This window comes from Microtetraspora fusca (genome assembly GCF_001570365.1).
In the GTDB taxonomy this organism is placed as follows: Bacteria; Actinomycetota; Actinomycetes; order Streptosporangiales; family Streptosporangiaceae; genus Microtetraspora; species Microtetraspora fusca.
In genome coordinates this window covers 17,584-33,757 of the sequence record NZ_BBYK01000072.1, presented here as the reverse complement: position 1 = coordinate 33,757, position 16,174 = coordinate 17,584, and the positions used below count along the sequence as shown (strand labels likewise).

The window sequence follows — 16,174 nt, the reverse complement described above, 5'->3', positions numbered from 1 at the left end:
GGGCCAATATCGTTGGGCCATGCCCCAGGAGTCTGAGATCCGCGTCGGCCTCGCCGGATACGGCACGGCCGGAGAGTTCTTCCACGCCCCGCTGATCGCCGCCACGCCCGGCCTCCGGCTGGCCGCGGTGGTCACCGGCGCCCCGGAGCGGGCCGCCCGGGTACGGCGGGCGCATCCGGGGGCGGAGGTCCTCGCCTCGGCCGACGACCTTCCCGGCCGCTGCGACGTCGTGGTGATCGCCTCTCCCAACCGCACGCACGTGCCGCTGGCGCGGGCGGCGCTGGAGGCGGGCCTTCCCGTCGTGGTGGACAAGCCGCTCGCCGGGTCCGCCGCCCAGGCACGCGACCTCGTCCGGCTGGCCGCCGAGCGCGGCCTGATGCTGACCGTGTTCCAGAACCGGCGGTGGGACGGCGACTTCCTGACGATCCGCCGCCTGCTGCCCGAGCTCGGCACGATCCACCGCCTGGAGTCCCGGTTCGAGCGCTGGCGGCCGGTGCCGAAGGGCGGCTGGCGCGAGCTGGGCGACGCGGACGAGATCGGCGGCGTGCTGTACGACCTCGGCAGCCACCTCGTCGATCAGGCGCTCCAGCTCCTCGGCCCGGTCTCCACCGTGTACGCCGAGACCGACGCGCGCCGTCCCGGGGTCCGCTCCGACGACGACGCGTTCGTCGCGCTGACCCATGTGAGCGGCGCGCGCTCCCACCTATGGATGAGCGCCGTGGCGGGGCGGCTCGGCCCGCGCTTCCGGGTGCTGGGCTCGCGCGGCGCGTACGTGAAATGGGGCCTGGACCCCCAGGAGGCGTGCCTGCGGGCGGGCGAGCGGCCCGACGGGACGGCACGGGCCGACGGCGCGGCCTGGGGCGTCGAGCCGCCGGACCGGTGGGGAGAGCTCGGCGTCGAGGGCGACAGCCGCGCCGTCCCGACCGAGCCGGGCGCGTACCAGGAGTTCTACGCGGGAGTCGTGGCGTGCCTGAGGGACGGCGCTCCCCCGCCGGTGGACCCGCGCGACGCCGTCGCGTGCCTCGCCGTCCTGGAGGCGGCGCGCCGCTCCGCGGAGAGCCGGTCCACGGTCGCGCTGCCCACCGTCACCTCTTAGGTCGCTCCCCCAGCGACGGCGTCGCGGCCGGGACCCGCTCGCCGGCTGCGGCGCGACGGGACCCGGCTCGGCGTTCCTCGCCGTCAGTCGCGGAGCCGGGAGCGGAGGACGTCGGTGTCCCGCTCGGTCCAGCCGTTGCGCTCCAGCCAGCCCAGGGGGCCGCCGAACCGCAGGTCGAGAGTGTGCAGGAACTGCGCCATGTACTCCGGGCGCGGCAGGTGGTGGTCGGCGGGCTTGCCGTCGAGGTCCGCGCGGTAGGTGTCACTGGCGCGCAGGCGGGCGAGGACGCCGTCCAGCCGCTCCCCTGTGGCGACGTAGTCGGCGATGATCGCCTCGCGGGTCACCCCGGCCACGGAGAGGGCGAGCGCGCTCACCACGCCGGTGCGGTCCTTGCCCGCGGCGCAGTGGACCAGCGCCATGCCGTCGTCGCCGGCGAGCACCCGCAGGGCCGCCACGACCGAGTCGGGCCGGGCGCGCAGATATCCGTAGTAATAGCCGGTGACCCGCAGTTCCTCGTCGACCTTCGGCGACCGGCCCCAGGGCAGGACCCGGTCCCCGTCGATCACGTCGGCCTCGACGTCGGTGAACCGGCCCGCCTCGGCGAAGAGGCTGAGGTGGTGGTGCCCCACCTCGGGGAGCCGGGTCAGCGGGCCGGGCCCCTCCAGCCTTACCTCCGCGTGGGAGCGCAGGTCGACCACGTGCCTGAGCTTGAGATCTCCGACCAGGCGGACCAGGTCCCCATCGGTCAGTCCCTGGAGGTTGTCGCCCCTGAGGACCCGCCCGAACCGGGTGGCCCCTCCGTCGGCGGTGGGCAGGCCGCCGAGGTCCCTTACGTTGACGGCGCCGTCAAGAGCAATCCAGCGTTCGTTGTCGTTCATCGCCTCGACCCTATCCAGCGCACGCGTCGGCGCAATGAGGTGCGAGTTAATGCTCGGTGGCCCGGCGCCGTCCTCCGTACGCGCGGGATGTCAGGAGCATGTATCAGGACAAGTCCACACATAACGGAACTTGTCAGAGCGCACGGCGCGACGGCGTGACGAGGAGGAAGACCGGCATACCCGTCCCCACCTGGCGATCTTGAACAACGACCTGGAGATCTGGGACGGGATGGACCGATTTTCCCTGTCGATTCGCCGCTGACTGATGCGTCTACTGTGACAAATGCCCGTAATGTAAGCCGTCGCACGGTGCGATCGAACCAGGAGGACGACGATGCGACGGCCGGTTCACCGGTTGGCCATGGCGGCGGTGGTCATGACTGCGGTGGCGGGAGTGCTTCCCGCGTCACCGGCCGGGGCCGAGTCCCGGCACCTGGTGGGGACGTGGTCCACCGCGAGCGACCGGCTGACCGCCACCGACCGGCTCGCCATCACGATCGGCGGCCAGACCGTCCGCATGGTGGCACGCACCAGCGTCGGGGGGGCGGGCCTGCGCGTCCGCCTGTCCAACGTCTTCGGCAGGAAGCCGGTCACGTTCAAGAACGTGCACCTCGGCTTCCAGGCGTACGGCGCGGAGCTCGTCACCAAGTCCAACCGCCCGCTCACGTTCGAGGGCCGCAAGTGGATCACGGTGCCGCCCGGCCAGGCGGTCTGGAGCGATCCCCTGGAGGGAAAGATCTCGGGCCGCCAGGACGTGGTGGTCAGCGCCTACGTCCCGACCGCCGTGGAGGAGGTCACCGGTCACGACCGGGCCTACGCGACCACCTACCTCTCCACGCCGGGCGACCACGCGGCCGACGAGACCGCGGAGGCGTTCACCGGCACCAGCACCCAGTGGTACTTCCTGGACCGCATCGCGGTGACCACGGGCGGCGGCGCGGGCTCCGTCGTCGCGCTCGGCGACTCCATCACCGACGGCACCGGCCAGGGCAGCGACGCGAACCGGCGGTGGACCGACTACCTCTACCAGCGGTTCGGACAGGTCCCGACCGCCAAGCGGATGGGCGTGCTCAACGTCGGCATCGCGGGGAACCGGGTGCTGCAGCCCGGCGTAGGCCCGAGCGCGCTGAGCCGGTTCAAGCGCGACGTGCTGTCCCAGCCGGGCGTCCGCACGGTCGTGGTCCTCGAAGGCATCAACGACATCTCCCGGGGCGAGTACACCTCGGCGAAGCCGCTGATCAACGCGTACAAGAAAATGATCAAGCTCGCGCACGCGAAGAAGCTGCGCATCCTCGGCGGCACGCTGACGCCGTTCTACGGCTACTCGACCTGGACGGAGGAGCGCGAGGAGATCCGCCAGGAGGTCAACGTCTGGATCAGGACCAGCAAGGCGTTCGACGGCGTGATCGACTTCGACCAGGCGGTGCGCGACCCCGGGTTCCCCGCCCAGCTCGCCCCCGTGTACGACCACGGCGACCACATCCACCTCAGCGACGCCGGCCGCCGCAGGCTCGCGTACGCGGTGCGCCTCTCGCAGCTCGTCTGACGGCGCGGGCCGACTCCCCTCGGCCCAGCTCCTCCCGGCCCCTTACCGTGGCACCCTCACGGGGTGCCACGGTCTGTGCGAGGTGCTCCGCGGAGCGTCCTCGACGAGTGGCCGGCTATCCAACCCCCGCTGTGAGTGGTCACGCCCCGCTCTTCTTCGGGGAACGTTTGTGCTTGGAGGCGCGGTATGCCTCAACGGACTTCTTGGACGATCGCCAAACGCCATCCGCACCTTGGACGGCGGACAGTCGGCCCCGTTGGGCGGCCTGTCGGAGTGCCTGAACGGTGAACTCGTCATCGGCCAACGCCGCCAAGGGAACCATGCGGACGGGACCGGCAACGTTCGGCACGATGAAGCGGTTAAGGTTGTCTTCCATCGCGCGAGCGATCAGCTCACCCAGAGCGCCGTAGTCCCCGGCGTCGGCGCGACGCATGGCAGTCAGGTACGTCTCGCGTTGTCTCTTGAACACGACGATGGGGGGGTACCCTTCGCACCCACCGCGCGGCCCTGGTCCAGCAAGGCCTGGACCTCACGCAAGACGAGGGTGTTGCCCTCCAGAGCGGTCGAGTGGTGGGCTTCCTGGTGCCAGATGTCCGCCCAGATGTCCTGGGCTTCGGTAGGACTGGGGAGGCCGCCGAGACGCCGATTCAGCTCATTCAGGGCTCGATCCAACCGCGTATAGACGGTGGCCCTGCTTGGGCGGCCCCTACCTGCCACTGAACCTCACGTGTGCACGGGCGAACCGCAATTTGATATGCCTCTCGAAGAGCTAATTGTACTTATCAAATTCGGCCGCGTACGTCTTTTCTTGCAACCCTGGGCGGTCGCCGGCACGCCTGCGGCGAGCGGGCACGCAGCCGGGCGACGTGGCGTTCTGGGCAGCCTGGCCGCCGGAGAGCCGAGCCGGTCTTCCCGCAGTCAGTTCCCGTCCTGGCGCAGCTCCGTGGTGGCCGATCGGTACGCGCCGGCGACGCGCGAGAACATGTCCAGCAGCAGCGGCGCCTGCTCGGGCGTGTAGTGCGTGGCGATCGCGTCCAGGTGCCTCCGGGACTGCGCGCAGGCGGCGTCGTAGTCGTCCAGGCCGCCCTCGACCAGTTCCACGGTGACCGTGCGCCGATCGCGTTCGCCGCGCACCCGGCGCACGTAGCCCGCCTTCTCGAGCCTGTCGATCAGCCGCGTCGTCGAGGCGGACGGCAGCCCGAGCTCCTCGGAGATCGCCCCCACGGAGAGCGGTCCGCGTACCTCCAGCAGGATCGTTGCGGCGACGTCGACGGGTTGCAGGCCGAGCCGGTCGGCGACCGCCTCGTTGTACAGCAGGATCGCGATCAGGAACTCGCGGAAGATCGTTTCTTCTGGATGTCTGGCGGCCACCTCCCGAATCTACTCCAGAGCAATGTATCTTCGAAGTGAAGATACTTTGAAGTGGAGAAGATGTGGACGTTCTCATCATCGGCGCCGGAGTGGGCGGCCTGGCCGTCGCGCGCGTCCTGCTGGCCGCCGGTCACCGGGTACGGATCTTCGAGCAGGCGCCGGCCCGGCGGGAAGGCGGAAAGGCGCTGCTCGTCTGGAGCAACGGCAACGCCGTCCTGAACGATCTGGGCATCGGCCTGGACGACGTCGGCGCCCGCATCGACCGGATCGACGCGCTGACCTCCGGCGGCCGGCTGCGCATGAGCATGAACATCGCCCACGCGGCCGACCGGTACGGCTTTCCGACCAAGGCGGTCCCCCGCCGTGATCTGATGGACCGCCTGGCCGGCGGCCTGCCGGACGACCTCGTGCACTACGGCATGACCTGCCGGAGCGTGACCCAGGACGAGAACGGCGTCACCGTGACCTTCGCCGACGGATCGACCGCGACCGGAGACCTGCTCATCGGAGCCGACGGCCACCATTCGGCCGTACGGCGCCACCTGTGGGGCGACGGCGCCGTGCGACCGGCGACCTTCGGCACCTGGCAGGGCCTCAGCCCGATCGAGATCCCCATCACCGACACGACCCGGCACCTCATGATCACGGGCCGGGAGGGCGCGTGCGGGCTCATGCCCGCCGGGAACGGCCTGCTGCAGTGGTGGTTCGACACGCGCTGGTCGCCCGCAGCCCCGCGGCCGACCGCGCCGCTGGCCGAGCTGAGGCGCCGGTTCGGGCACTGGGCGTCGCCCGTCCCCGAGGTGCTCGCCGCCGCCACCGAGGACGACCTCGAATTCTTCGGACACCACTGGAACAAGGTCCGCCGGGTGTGGGGGGAGGGCCGCGTCACCCTGGTCGGCGACGCCGCCCACACCATGCCGCCCACTTTGGGGCAGGGCGCGAACCAGACCCTCGAGGACGCGTGGGTGCTCGGGCAGGAGATCGCCAAGGGCGGCGACGATCCAGCGGTACGGCTGCGCGCCTACGAGCAGGCCCGCTATCCGCACATATCGCTGGTTTCCCGGATGGCCAAGCGCAACCCCGCCAACTGGCGCACCCCTCCACTGTTCGCCCGGCTGATCCCCGAAACAGCACAGACCGCCATGCTCGCCCGCTTCAGCAACCGCCTGACCGCGACCGCCGCGCCACCTGTATGACCAAGCTCCGGACGCCGCCCACCTCGGGGATCCCGCTCCTCCGTGTGGGCGGCCACATCCGTCGGCCGCATCGCCCACTCCCGACGGCGTCGGAACGAAGGCCGGCATCGAAGGCGGCGCGGCTACGCGCTCCGATCTCTGTCCTAGATTGTGCCTGTGACGACAGAGCGCAGGCGTGATGAGGTGTCGCAGCACGTGCCGGAAGGTGGCGGTCGGCCGCGAAAGATCGGCTGGGGTGTGCTCGCGCTCCTCCTGGCCGCGTTCGCGGTCTTCGAGAGTGTCAAGTACGGCGTGCCGACCACCGTCGCCGCGCTCGCGTTCTTCGTGCTGATCGACCTGGCGCGGCTCGCCGGGGTTCGTCCGCCCGGCGCGCTCTACCAAGCCGTGCACCGTGTATGGATCCCGCTCGTGGTGCTGGTCGCCTACACCGTCGGGCCGATCGCGTGGCCGCCGCTGTTCACTGCCGCCCTTGGTTGGCTCACCCGCATCGCCCTTGAACGAGCGTCCGGGCGCGGATTTCCGTCAACCGACGGCGCTTGACCGTTCATCGAATATCCCCGCCCCGACTTCGAAACAGGCACCGGTCAGGACCAGGCGACGAGCTGGAACCAGACGGACTTGCCGTACTGGGTGAGGGTCCAGCCCCAGTCGTGGGAGAAGGTCTCGACGATGGCGAGGCCCCGGCCGCCGACGTCGAGGTCGCGGGCCCGGCACCGGCGCGGCAGGGCGGGACAGGGGTCGTGGACGTCGACGACGAGCAACTCGCGCTCACGGCTCACCGAGATGCGCACGGTGCTCGTGGCGGGGACGCCGACGGCTCCGTGGGTGACGGCGTTGGTGACGAGTTCCGAAACGAGGAGTTCGGCGACCTCCGGGATGTCGGGTGCCGCCTTCCAGTCGACGGCCACATCACGGACGAACCGGCGGGCGGACGCCAGGCACCTCCCGTCCCGCGGGATCCACTTCTCGCCCAGGACGGGGGCGAGCCGCTCCGGGGCGTACGCCGTGCGTTCGTAGATGGTGGCGCGGGCGGTGGCCGCGCCGTAGGCGGCGGACCCCGCGCGCCCGGTGGACGCGATGCGAGCGGTTGATGTCGTACGTCCGCCGAACGACTGTTTCATCGCTGCTCTCCTGGGGTCTCGAATTCCCAGAACCAGCCTGCCGAGGCGGCGCTACTGTCTGTAAAGGATTGGTTACCAAGGCCGCTTCTTGCGGATCGGCTTCACGCGATTGAACTCCGGCAAAGGGGGCATCGTGGTCGACGTCTATTCACCACAGTCGATATGGGGCAGGGAGCTGCGCCATTACCGGCAGGCGGCGAGCCTCACCCAGGCCCAGCTCGCCGAAAAGATCCACTTCAGCGAATCCCTGATCAGCGGCGTCGAGACCGGCCAGCTTCCGGCCAGTCCCGAGTTCGCCGGGGCCTGCGACCAGGCCCTCGGCACCGGCGGCGCGCTGGGCCGCCTGCTCGACTGGCGCAAGGGCCAGGTCTTCCCCTCCTGGTTCGGCAAGTGGCGCGACAAGGAGCAGGTCGCCACCACGTTGCGGACCTACGAACCCCTGCTGATCCCCGGCCTGCTCCAGACCGAGGCGTACGCGCGGGTGGTGTTGCGCGGCGACGAGACGGCGGTGGCGGCCCGCCTGCACCGGCAGCTCATGCTCACCCGCGAGGACCCGCCGCCACCGGTCCTGAGATGCGTGATCGACGAGGCGGTGCTCTATCGGCCCATCGGCGGTCCGAAGGTGATGCACGAACAGCTCCGCCATCTGGTCCGGGTGACCGGCCCACGGCTGAGCGTTCAGGTGGTGCCCCAGGGGATGCACTCCGGCCTGCTCGGAGGTTTCGTAATCGCGACCCTGGACGGCGGAGCCGACGTACTGTATGCGGAGACCGCCGTCCGGGGCATCGCCACCAGCGACCACGAGGACGTCGGCACAGCGATCGAGCGGTTCGAGGCGATACGCACAGAGGCGTTGCCGCTGAACATGTCCCTTGAGCTCATTGAGAGAACGGTGGAGGAACGATGGACCTGAGCAAGGCGCGCTGGCGCAAGTCGAGCTTCTCCGGCGACAACGGCGGCAACTGCGTCGAGGTCGCGGAGCTGACCGGCGTCGCCGCCGGCCCCCCGCATCCCGTCCGCACTGCGGCGGTCGGCGACGCCGCCCACAGGCTGGGCCGCCTCGCGGGCGCCGCCCACAAAATGGACCACGACCGGCTGATCGCCGTACGCGACTCGAAGGACCCCGAGGGTCCCAGCCTGTTCTTCACTCCCGCCGAGTGGGACGCCTTCGTCGCCGGGGTCAAGGCCGACGAGTTCGACCTCGCCTGATCCCGCTCCCGCCCCCTCCGTACTCATCCGCCTCCGGCCGCCATCCCCCTCCCGTGCCGGCCGGAGGCGGCCCAACCGTACGGATCGTCAGGTGAGGCGGGCGGCCAGGTCGGCGAGGCTGTCGACGACCAGGTCGGCCTGGGACGCCTCCGGACGCTCCGCGTGGAGGTAGCCCCAGGGCCCGCGGCGCAGCAGCGCGGCGCGCATGCCCGCCCTTCTCGCCGGAAGGACGTCGTTGTCGATCCGGTCGCCGACGTAGAGGATCTCCTCCGGACTCCGGCCCGCCACGGCCGCGACCTTGGCGAAGAACTCCGGCGCGGGCTTCTCGACCTCCCAGGCGGCCGAGGTGTGGATCGCGTCCACCGGCAGGTCCATGGCGAGCAGCGCGTCGTACGCCTGGCTCGGCTGGTTGCCCGCGACGATCAGCTCGTATCCGGCGGCCCTGAGCGCGGCGAGGCTGTCGCGCACGTCGGGGTAGAGGTCGTCGCCGTCGAAGTTCTCACGCAGGCCGTCCGGGTCCTCCGCGCGCCACGCCGCGATCTCGGCGTCGAGGTCGAGGCCGGGGCGGACCACCTGGAACGCGTCGGCGTGCGAGCGGTCGAGCGCGGCCATCCCGCCGAGGACGCCCATGAACGTCAGGCGCGGCACCCCCAGCCGGTCGGCCCAGCGGGACCAGATGCGCGTCTCGTCGATCAGGGTCTCACCGACGTCGAACACCAGTGATCGGATGTTCACGGCCGCTCCTCCACGCTTCTCTCACGCTGTCCCGTCACAGCCGCTCCATCGCCTTGCGGATGCGCTTCTCCGAGACCGGGGTCGGGGTCCCGAGCTGCTGGGCGAAGAAGCTGACCCGCAGCTCCTCGATCATCCAGCGGATCTCGCGTACGGCCGGACTGTCGCGGTCCACCGGCTTGAGCCGGTCGAGCAGGTCGCGGTACTCGTCCTCGATGTCGTGGATCTGGTGCATCCACTCGCGGTCGCGGTACGGGTCGTCCGGCAGCTTCTGCAGGCGGCGCTCGACCGCCCGCAGGTAGCGGTGCAGGTCGGGCAGCCGGACGTAGCCGGTCGCGGTGACGAAGCCGGGATAGATCAGGCCGTCGAGCTGCTCCTTGATGTCGGCGACCGCGTCGGCCGGGCCGGCGACGGCGTTCTGCACGGTGTGCCAGGTCGCCAGGACCCGCTCCACCTTGCCGACGACGTCCTCGGTGGTGTCGTACAGCCCGGCGCGTACGTGGTCGTGCAGCCGCCCGAAGCCCGCGGCGTCCCAGGCGGGGCCGCCGGCCTCGGTGATGAGCCGGTCGGCGGCGCAGGCGGTGCAGTCGTCGAACAGCTCGGTGGCCCCTCCGTGCGGGCTGCGGCTGAGCGCCAGCTTCTGCGTCATGGTCAACCCGCGCAGGATGGCCTTGGCCGGGTTGACCGAGCCGAGCAGCAGCAGCCGCCGGGTGCCCGCCCACATCGCGCGTTCCTGCTCGGCGGGCGTGTCGAACATCCGCACCGCGACGCTGTCCTTCTCGTCCACGAGCGCGGGATATGCCTTCATGCGGCCCTGCTCGAACACGCGAGGCAGCGTGCCGATGGTCCATTCGCGCAGGCCGCTGCGTTCCAGGTCGTCGGCCGCCTTCGACAGCGTGGCGCGCAGCCGGGGGGCGAGCCGCCGTTTGAGCCCGTCGAGGTCCTTGTCCTCGGCGATAACGTGCTTCCTGTCGTCGATCACGCGGTACGTGATGCGCAGATGGTCGGGCACCTGATCCGGCGCCCAGGCGTCGCGCGGGATGGTCACGCCGGTCAGCCGGTGCAGCTCCCGCTCCAGCACGTCGAGCAGCGGCTCGGCCGGAGCACCGCCCTCGTGCGCCACCCGTTCGAGCACGGCCTTGGCGTAGTTGGGCGCGGGCACGAAGTTGCGCCGCAGCTGCTTGGGCAGCGACCGGATCAGCGCGGTGACCAAGTCCTCGCGCAGGCCCGGGATCTGCCAGTCGAACCCGGTGGGCTCGACCTGGTTGAGCACGGCGAGCGGGACGTGCACGGTGACGCCGTCGGCGTCGGTGCCCGGCTCGAACTGGTAGGTGAGGCGCATCCGCTGGCCGCGCTGCCGCCAGGCGTCCGGATAGTCCCGGGCGCTCACCCCCGCGCTCTCGTTGACCAGCATCTCGGGTGAGAACGTCAGCAGGTCGGGCTTGGCGGGAGCCGTCTTCTTCCACCAGCTGTCGAAGTGGCGTCCGGAGACGACGTCGGCGGGGATCCGCTGGTCGTAGAAGTCGAACAGCGTCTCGTCGTCGACCAGGATGTCCCGGCGGCGGGCCTTCTCCTCAAGCTGCTCGACCTCCTGGAGCAGCTTGCGGTTCTCGTGGAAGAACTTGTGGTGGGTGCGCCAGTCGCCCTCCACCAGCGCATGCCTGATGAACAGCTCGCGGCTCAGCTCGGGGTCGATCCGGCCGTAGTTGACCTTGCGCTCGGTCACGATCGGCACGCCGTACAGGGTCACCTTCTCGAAGGCGACGACGGCGGCCTGGTCCTTCTCCCAGTGCGGCTCGCTGTAGGTGCGCTTGAGGAGGTGCTGGGCGAGCGGCTCGACCCACCCGGGCTCGATCTTGGCGTTGACCCGGGCCCAGAGCCGCGAGGTCTCCACCAGCTCGGCGGACATGACCCACTGCGGTTGCGCCTTGGCCAGCGCCGACCCCGGGAAGATCGCGAAGCGGGCGTTGCGGGCGCCGATGTACTCGGTGATGGGACGGCGCGGCCCGTCCGGCTTGCGTGCGCCCTTCGACTCGACGACGTCCTTGACGCCGATGTGCGACAGCAGCCCGGACAGCAGCGAGATGTGCACCCGCTGCGGGTCGGCGTCCACGCTGTTGACGACGACGCCGAGGTTCTTGGCCACCTGGCGGAGCTGGCTGTCGATGTCCTGCCACTCGCGTACGCGCAGGTAGTTGAGGAACTCGCTGCGGCACAGCCGGCGGAACGCGCTGGAGGACAGCTCGCGCTGCTGCTCCTTGAGGTACTTCCACAGGTTGAGGTAGGTGACGAAGTCGGATTCCTTGTCGGCGAACCTGCGGTGCTTCTCGTCGGCCGCCTGCTGCTTGTCCACCGGGCGCTCGCGCGGGTCCTGGATGGACAGCGCCGCCGTGATGATCATGACCTCGCGGACGCAGCCGTTCTTGTCGGCCTCCAGCACCATGCGGGCCAGCCGCGGGTCCACGGGGAGCTGCGCGATCTTCCGGCCGACCGGGGTCAGCCCCTTGGCGTCCATCGCGCCGAGCTCGTGCAGCAGGTTGACGCCGTCCTTGATCTGGCGGCTGTCCGGCGGCTCGACGAACGGGAAGGCCGCGATGTCGCCGAGGCCCAGCGAGGTCATCTGGAGGATGACCGACGCCAGGTTGGTACGGAGGATCTCCGGGTCGGTGAACTCGGGCCGGCTGAGGAAGTCCTCCTCCGAGTACAGCCGGATGCAGATGCCGTCGGAGGTGCGGCCGCAGCGTCCCTTGCGCTGGTTGGCGCTCGCCTGCGAGATCGGCTCGATGGGCAGCCGCTGCACCTTGAGCCGGTGGCTGTACCGGGAGATGCGGGCGGCGCCGGGGTCGATGACGTACTTGATGCCGGGGACGGTGAGGGAGGTCTCGGCGACGTTGGTGGCCAGGACGATCCGGCGGCCGCGGTGCGACTGGAACACGCGGTGCTGCTCGGCCGCCGACAGCCGGGCGTACAGCGGGAGAACCTCCTCGTTACGCCCCTTCAGCGCGTCGGCGGTGTCGCGGATCTCGCGCTCGCCGCTGAGGAAGACGAGGATGTCGCCCGGCCCCTCGGCGCACAGCTCGTCCACCGCGTTGGCGATCGCCTGCGTCTGGTCGTCGTCCTCCTCGATCGGGCGGTAGCGCACCTCGACCGGATAGGTGCGGCCGGAGACCTCGACGATCGGCGCGTCGCCCTGCGGGGAGGCGAAGTGCCGCGCGAACCGCTCGGGGTCGATCGTGGCGGACGTGATGATGACCTTGAGGTCGGGCCGCTTGGGCAGGAGCTGCCTGAGATAGCCGAGGATGAAGTCGATGTTGAGGCTGCGCTCGTGCGCCTCGTCGATGATGAGCGTGTCGTAGCGCAGCAGCAGCGGGTCGGTCTGCATCTCGGCCAGCAGGATGCCGTCCGTCATCAGCTTGACCAGCGTGCCGTCGCTGGAGTGGTCGGTGAAGCGCACCTTGTAGCCGACGACGTCGCCCAGCGGGATCGACAGCTCCTCGGCGATGCGCTCGGCCACCGTGCGCGCCGCGATCCGGCGCGGCTGCGTGTGGCCGATCAGCCCGTGGACGCCGCGGCCCAGCTCCAGGCAGATCTTCGGGAGCTGGGTGGTCTTGCCGGAGCCGGTCTCGCCCGCGACGATCACGACCTGGTTGTCCCGGATGGCCGCGAGCAGGTCGTCCTTGCGCTGGCTGACCGGGAGCTGCGGCGGATAGCTGATCGACGGCATGGCCTCGCGCCTGGCCGCGACGCGGAGTTCGGCCGCCTCGATGTCGGCGGCGATCTCGGCGGCCACGGCCTGGCGAGCCTTGCCGTCCCGTATCTTGCGCATGCCGTCGATGCGCCGGCGGAGCCTGCGCTGATCGCGCAGCATCAAGTCAGGCAGGCTTCCCTGCAGATCGGCGAGCGAAGTTTTCATCCCGCCGTAAGCATAGGTAAGACCGGGTATGTCTCCGCCACCGGATTACCGCCGGGACCGTCGCGCCCCGGCGGTCCCGGCAGCCCGCCCGCCCCGGGTCAGGCCTTCGGCCCACCCCCGGCCACAACCGCGGGGACACTGCGGACGAACCGGTAGCCGACGTTCCGCACGGTCACGATCTTCCCGGCGTGCCGGCCCAGCTTCCTGCGCAGCCGCAGGACGTGGACGTCGACCGTGCGGGGGCTCTCGTCCCCGTACTTGTCCCACACGGCGGCCATGATCTGGCGGCGCGTGTAGACGCGTCCGGGCGCGGAGCACAGGAAGTCGAGCAGCTCGAACTCGCGGTAGGTGAGCTCGACGTCGCCGCCGTCCACCCGCACGGTGCGGGCGGAGCGGTCCACGACGAACCCGTCCACCTCGGCGGCATCGTCGTCGCGCCGCGCGGCGGGCGCGGGCGGGGCCTGCCACGCGTCCCGGACCTGGGACGCCTGGGACAGGGGGACGACGTGCCCGACGATGATGAGCGCGGCCTCCGCCCCGGGGAGGGGGACCACGCTGAGTACGGTGCCCTCGTCCGCCCCGGCCCGGTCCCGGACCGGCTCACGGGTGGCGAGGTCGATGATCTCCGCCTGGGTCATTGCGCTTCTCCTTCGGACCTGGTGACGTGCCGGATCTTGTGGAACCGGAGGTCAACAGGCGGCGGCGCAGACGCGGAGCAGGTCGATGTGACGGCGCTCGGTCAGAACTCGCCCTGATCTCATGTCAGCCATCATGACAGCGAAATTCTATGGTGTCCAGGTAGGGATTTAGGAATTAGCGGTTGACGATCCGCCACTGCCAGACTTCTGGGCGAGAACGGCACCCAGCGGGAGGAACTGTGATCATCGTGTGCGGCGAGGCCCTCGTCGACCTCGTCCCGACCGGCGGGGAGAACACCTGGCGCGCGGTGCCGGGCGGCGGCCCGGCCAACACGGCGGTCGCCGTCGCACGGCTCGGCACTCCGGCCCGGCTGCTGTGCCGGCTGTCGCGGGACGGGTTCGGACGGCGGCTGCGCGACCACCTGACCGCGAGCGGGGTGGACCTCTCCCTCGCCGTCGAGGCGGACGAGCCGACGACGCTGGCGGTGGTGGACCTCGACGAGCACGGCTCCGCGGACTTCCGGTTCTACATGGAGCGCACCGCCGACTGGCAGTGGACCCCCGGCGAGCTGCCCGCGTCGCTGCCGCCCGGCACCCGCGCCCTGCACGTCGGCTCGCTCGCCTCCGTCGTACGGCCGGGCGCCGACGTGCTGCGCTCGTGGGCCGCGGGCCACCGGGACGAGGTCACGGTGGTCTACGACGTCAACGTGCGGCCGGCCGCACTGCCGGGGCGGGAGCCGTACCTGGAGGAGGTGGAGGCATGGCTCGGGGCGGCGCACGTGGTCAAGGCCAGCGAGGAGGACCTGCGCTGGCTGCACCCGGAACGCGCCCCGCTCGACACGGCGCGGGCGTGGCTCGCCGAGCACGATCTCGACCTCGTCCTGGTGACCAGGGGGGCGGCCGGAGCGGTCGCGCTGCCCCGCGGCGGCTCCCCCGCGGAGGCGGGCGGCGTGCCCGTACGGGTGGTGGACACGGTCGGCGCCGGGGACGCCTTCACGGGCGCCTTCCTGCACGCGACCGCCGACCGGGGCATGGCGCTCCCGGACGCGCTGCGCTACGCGGTCCTCGCCGCCGCGCTCACCTGCACGCGGGCGGGCGCGGCGCCGCCGTCGCGCGCGGAGGTCGATGCCCGCTTCTAGCGGTTTGTCCGGGCGCGTACCGTTTGTCACACATAACGGAGGGTAACCAGAAGAGGGGATACCACTGTCCAGGGGGGAACATGATCAGCACTCTCCACAGAATGGGGCTGCGCTCCAGCATGATGTACACGGCCGGGCTCGCCTCGATCGGCCTCGCCGCCGCGTCCTGGTTCCTCTCCAGGAACTACGAGGCCGCGGGCCAGGACCGGGCGGACCGCTGGGGCATCTTCGTCGGCGAGTGGGCACCGACCTTCTTCGCCATGGGGGTCGCGCTCCGCATGGAGGAGATGCGCGACATGAAGCGGCACGAGATGGCCGAGTGGCAGGAGACCCAGCAGCAGGCGATGCGCGCCCCCTCCCGGGCCGGAGTGTGAGCTGATCGGAGCCCGCGGTCCCGGAGGGCCGCGGGCCTCGCCATAGCCGGACGCCGGTGGAGGCCGACGGGCGGCCTCCGGCGAGAATGGGACAAGTGAGCACTGACCTTCACTATCCCGAGCCGACCAACCCGGCGTTCCTCTTCGACCTCGACGGCACCCTGATCGACAGCGTGTACCAGCACGTGATCGCCTGGCGTTCGGCGCTGGCCGAGATGGGCATCGACCTGTCCGTCTGGCGGATCCACCGGCGCATCGGCATGAGCGGCGGCCTTTTCGTCACCGCGCTGCTGCGGGAGACCGGTTTGTCACTCACGCAGGAGCAGATCGACGATCTCCAGCACGCGCACGCGGCCGCCTACACCGAGCAGATCGACTCGGTGAAGCCGCTGCCGGGGGCGGTCGAGCTGCTGGCCGAGCTCACCGAGCGCGGGGTGCCGTGGGCGATCGCGACCAGCGGGTACGCCAAGACCGCCCGGCGGGCGCTCGACATGCTCCGTCTGCCGGAGGACACGCCCATGGTCACCCGCGACCTGGTGCGCCGGGCCAAGCCCGACCCCGACCTCTTCCTCGCCGGCGCCGCCCTGCTCGGCATCGACCCCCGCTCGGCGATGGTGGTCGGGGACAGCGTCTGGGACCTGCTCGCCGCGCGCCGCGCCGGGTCGCTCGGGATCGGCCTGCTGTCCGGCGGGTACGGCAGGGACGAGCTGGAGCGCGCGGGCGCGTTCCGGGTGTACTCCGACCCCGCCGACATGCTCAACCGCCTCGACGAGCTCGGCGTACGGCAGAACCCCTGACAGCGTTTCCGCGCCCGCCCGCCGGTGACGATCGGTCAGGCGGGCGCGGGCGCGGATCTCGTCGGCGGCGCCGTCGCGGCCCCCGCCACCCCTCCCCCGGTTCTCACTCGCGCAGAGAACATTTCCCCCTCCTTGCGCCGATGGATTCTCCGGCGGATGCCGGA

The 16,174-nt window shown here is 70.9% G+C and carries 16 protein-coding genes; 9 read left to right on the top strand and 7 right to left on the bottom strand.

From position 1 onward, the window contains the following. The first annotated feature begins 19 nt into the window (after nt 1-19). Nucleotides 20-1,096 (top strand): Gfo/Idh/MocA family oxidoreductase, encoded by a 1,077-nt coding sequence (locus AWQ68_RS34105; RefSeq protein ID WP_066948803.1) that lies wholly within the window; start codon nt 20-22, stop codon nt 1,094-1,096. 83 nt (nt 1,097-1,179) lie between these two features. On the opposite strand, the gene AWQ68_RS34100 is transcribed toward AWQ68_RS34105, so the two are convergent. Then, a complete protein-coding gene (locus tag AWQ68_RS34100) occupies nt 1,180-1,974 on the bottom strand; it encodes a tyrosine-protein phosphatase (RefSeq protein ID WP_066948800.1) in 795 nt (264 codons plus the stop codon). Between the two features lie 334 nt (nt 1,975-2,308). On the opposite strand from AWQ68_RS34100, the gene AWQ68_RS34095 reads away from it, so the two are divergent. Next, on the top strand, nt 2,309-3,520 hold the full coding sequence (locus tag AWQ68_RS34095; protein ID WP_066948797.1) for an SGNH/GDSL hydrolase family protein: 1,212 nt from the start codon (nt 2,309-2,311) through the stop codon (nt 3,518-3,520). 139 nt (nt 3,521-3,659) lie between these two features. On the opposite strand, the gene AWQ68_RS45415 is transcribed toward AWQ68_RS34095, so the two are convergent. Further along, a complete protein-coding gene (locus AWQ68_RS45415; protein WP_245656379.1) occupies nt 3,660-3,953 on the bottom strand; it encodes a hypothetical protein in 294 nt (97 codons plus the stop codon). Between the two features lie 485 nt (nt 3,954-4,438). Beyond that, on the bottom strand, nt 4,439-4,891 hold the full coding sequence (locus AWQ68_RS34085; protein ID WP_169809039.1) for a MarR family winged helix-turn-helix transcriptional regulator: 453 nt from the start codon (nt 4,889-4,891) through the stop codon (nt 4,439-4,441). A 62-nt stretch (nt 4,892-4,953) separates the two neighbouring features. Between AWQ68_RS34085 and AWQ68_RS34080 the strand changes: the two genes are divergently transcribed. Both AWQ68_RS34080 and AWQ68_RS34075 read left to right on the top strand, forming a co-directional pair. After that, entirely contained in the window at nt 4,954-6,087 is a 1,134-nt protein-coding gene (locus tag AWQ68_RS34080; protein ID WP_066948792.1) for an FAD-dependent oxidoreductase, read from the top strand. Between the two features lie 156 nt (nt 6,088-6,243). Next, nucleotides 6,244-6,627, top strand: a complete 384-nt coding sequence (locus AWQ68_RS34075) for a hypothetical protein (protein WP_218007150.1) — start codon at nt 6,244-6,246, stop codon at nt 6,625-6,627. A gap of 44 nt (nt 6,628-6,671) precedes the next feature. Here the strand turns inward: AWQ68_RS34075 and AWQ68_RS34070 are convergent, their stop codons facing one another. Continuing rightward, on the bottom strand, nt 6,672-7,208 hold the full coding sequence (locus AWQ68_RS34070) for an ATP-binding protein (protein WP_066948786.1): 537 nt from the start codon (nt 7,206-7,208) through the stop codon (nt 6,672-6,674). 133 nt (nt 7,209-7,341) lie between these two features. On the opposite strand from AWQ68_RS34070, the gene AWQ68_RS34065 reads away from it, so the two are divergent. Beyond that, complete coding sequence (locus AWQ68_RS34065; protein WP_066948945.1) at nt 7,342-8,121, top strand: helix-turn-helix domain-containing protein; 780 nt, start codon at nt 7,342-7,344, stop codon at nt 8,119-8,121. Beyond that, nucleotides 8,112-8,417, top strand: coding sequence for a DUF397 domain-containing protein (locus AWQ68_RS34060; RefSeq protein WP_066948783.1), 306 nt, complete (start codon nt 8,112-8,114; stop codon nt 8,415-8,417). The genes AWQ68_RS34065 and AWQ68_RS34060 overlap by 10 nt, the downstream gene beginning before the upstream one ends. A gap of 87 nt (nt 8,418-8,504) precedes the next feature. On the opposite strand, the gene AWQ68_RS34055 is transcribed toward AWQ68_RS34060, so the two are convergent. From AWQ68_RS34055 to AWQ68_RS34045, 3 genes are all read right to left on the bottom strand, one after another. Next, nucleotides 8,505-9,146: an HAD family hydrolase gene (locus tag AWQ68_RS34055; protein WP_245656387.1), complete on the bottom strand. Its 642-nt coding sequence runs from the start codon at nt 9,144-9,146 to the stop codon at nt 8,505-8,507. A gap of 40 nt (nt 9,147-9,186) precedes the next feature. After that, entirely contained in the window at nt 9,187-13,062 is a 3,876-nt protein-coding gene (gene hrpA, locus AWQ68_RS34050) for an ATP-dependent RNA helicase HrpA (protein WP_066948781.1), read from the bottom strand. Between the two features lie 98 nt (nt 13,063-13,160). Next, nucleotides 13,161-13,700, bottom strand: a complete 540-nt coding sequence (locus AWQ68_RS34045) for a winged helix-turn-helix domain-containing protein (protein ID WP_066948778.1) — start codon at nt 13,698-13,700, stop codon at nt 13,161-13,163. A gap of 239 nt (nt 13,701-13,939) precedes the next feature. On the opposite strand from AWQ68_RS34045, the gene AWQ68_RS34040 reads away from it, so the two are divergent. The 3 genes from AWQ68_RS34040 to AWQ68_RS34030 all read left to right on the top strand — a co-directional run bounded on the left by AWQ68_RS34040 (nt 13,940) and on the right by AWQ68_RS34030 (nt 16,010). Further along, nucleotides 13,940-14,839, top strand: coding sequence for a carbohydrate kinase family protein (locus AWQ68_RS34040; RefSeq protein ID WP_066948775.1), 900 nt, complete (start codon nt 13,940-13,942; stop codon nt 14,837-14,839). Between the two features lie 80 nt (nt 14,840-14,919). Next, on the top strand, nt 14,920-15,213 hold the full coding sequence (locus AWQ68_RS34035) for a hypothetical protein (RefSeq protein WP_066948772.1): 294 nt from the start codon (nt 14,920-14,922) through the stop codon (nt 15,211-15,213). 86 nt (nt 15,214-15,299) lie between these two features. Then, complete coding sequence (locus tag AWQ68_RS34030; RefSeq protein WP_066948770.1) at nt 15,300-16,010, top strand: HAD family hydrolase; 711 nt, start codon at nt 15,300-15,302, stop codon at nt 16,008-16,010. Nucleotides 16,011-16,174 lie beyond the last annotated feature (164 nt).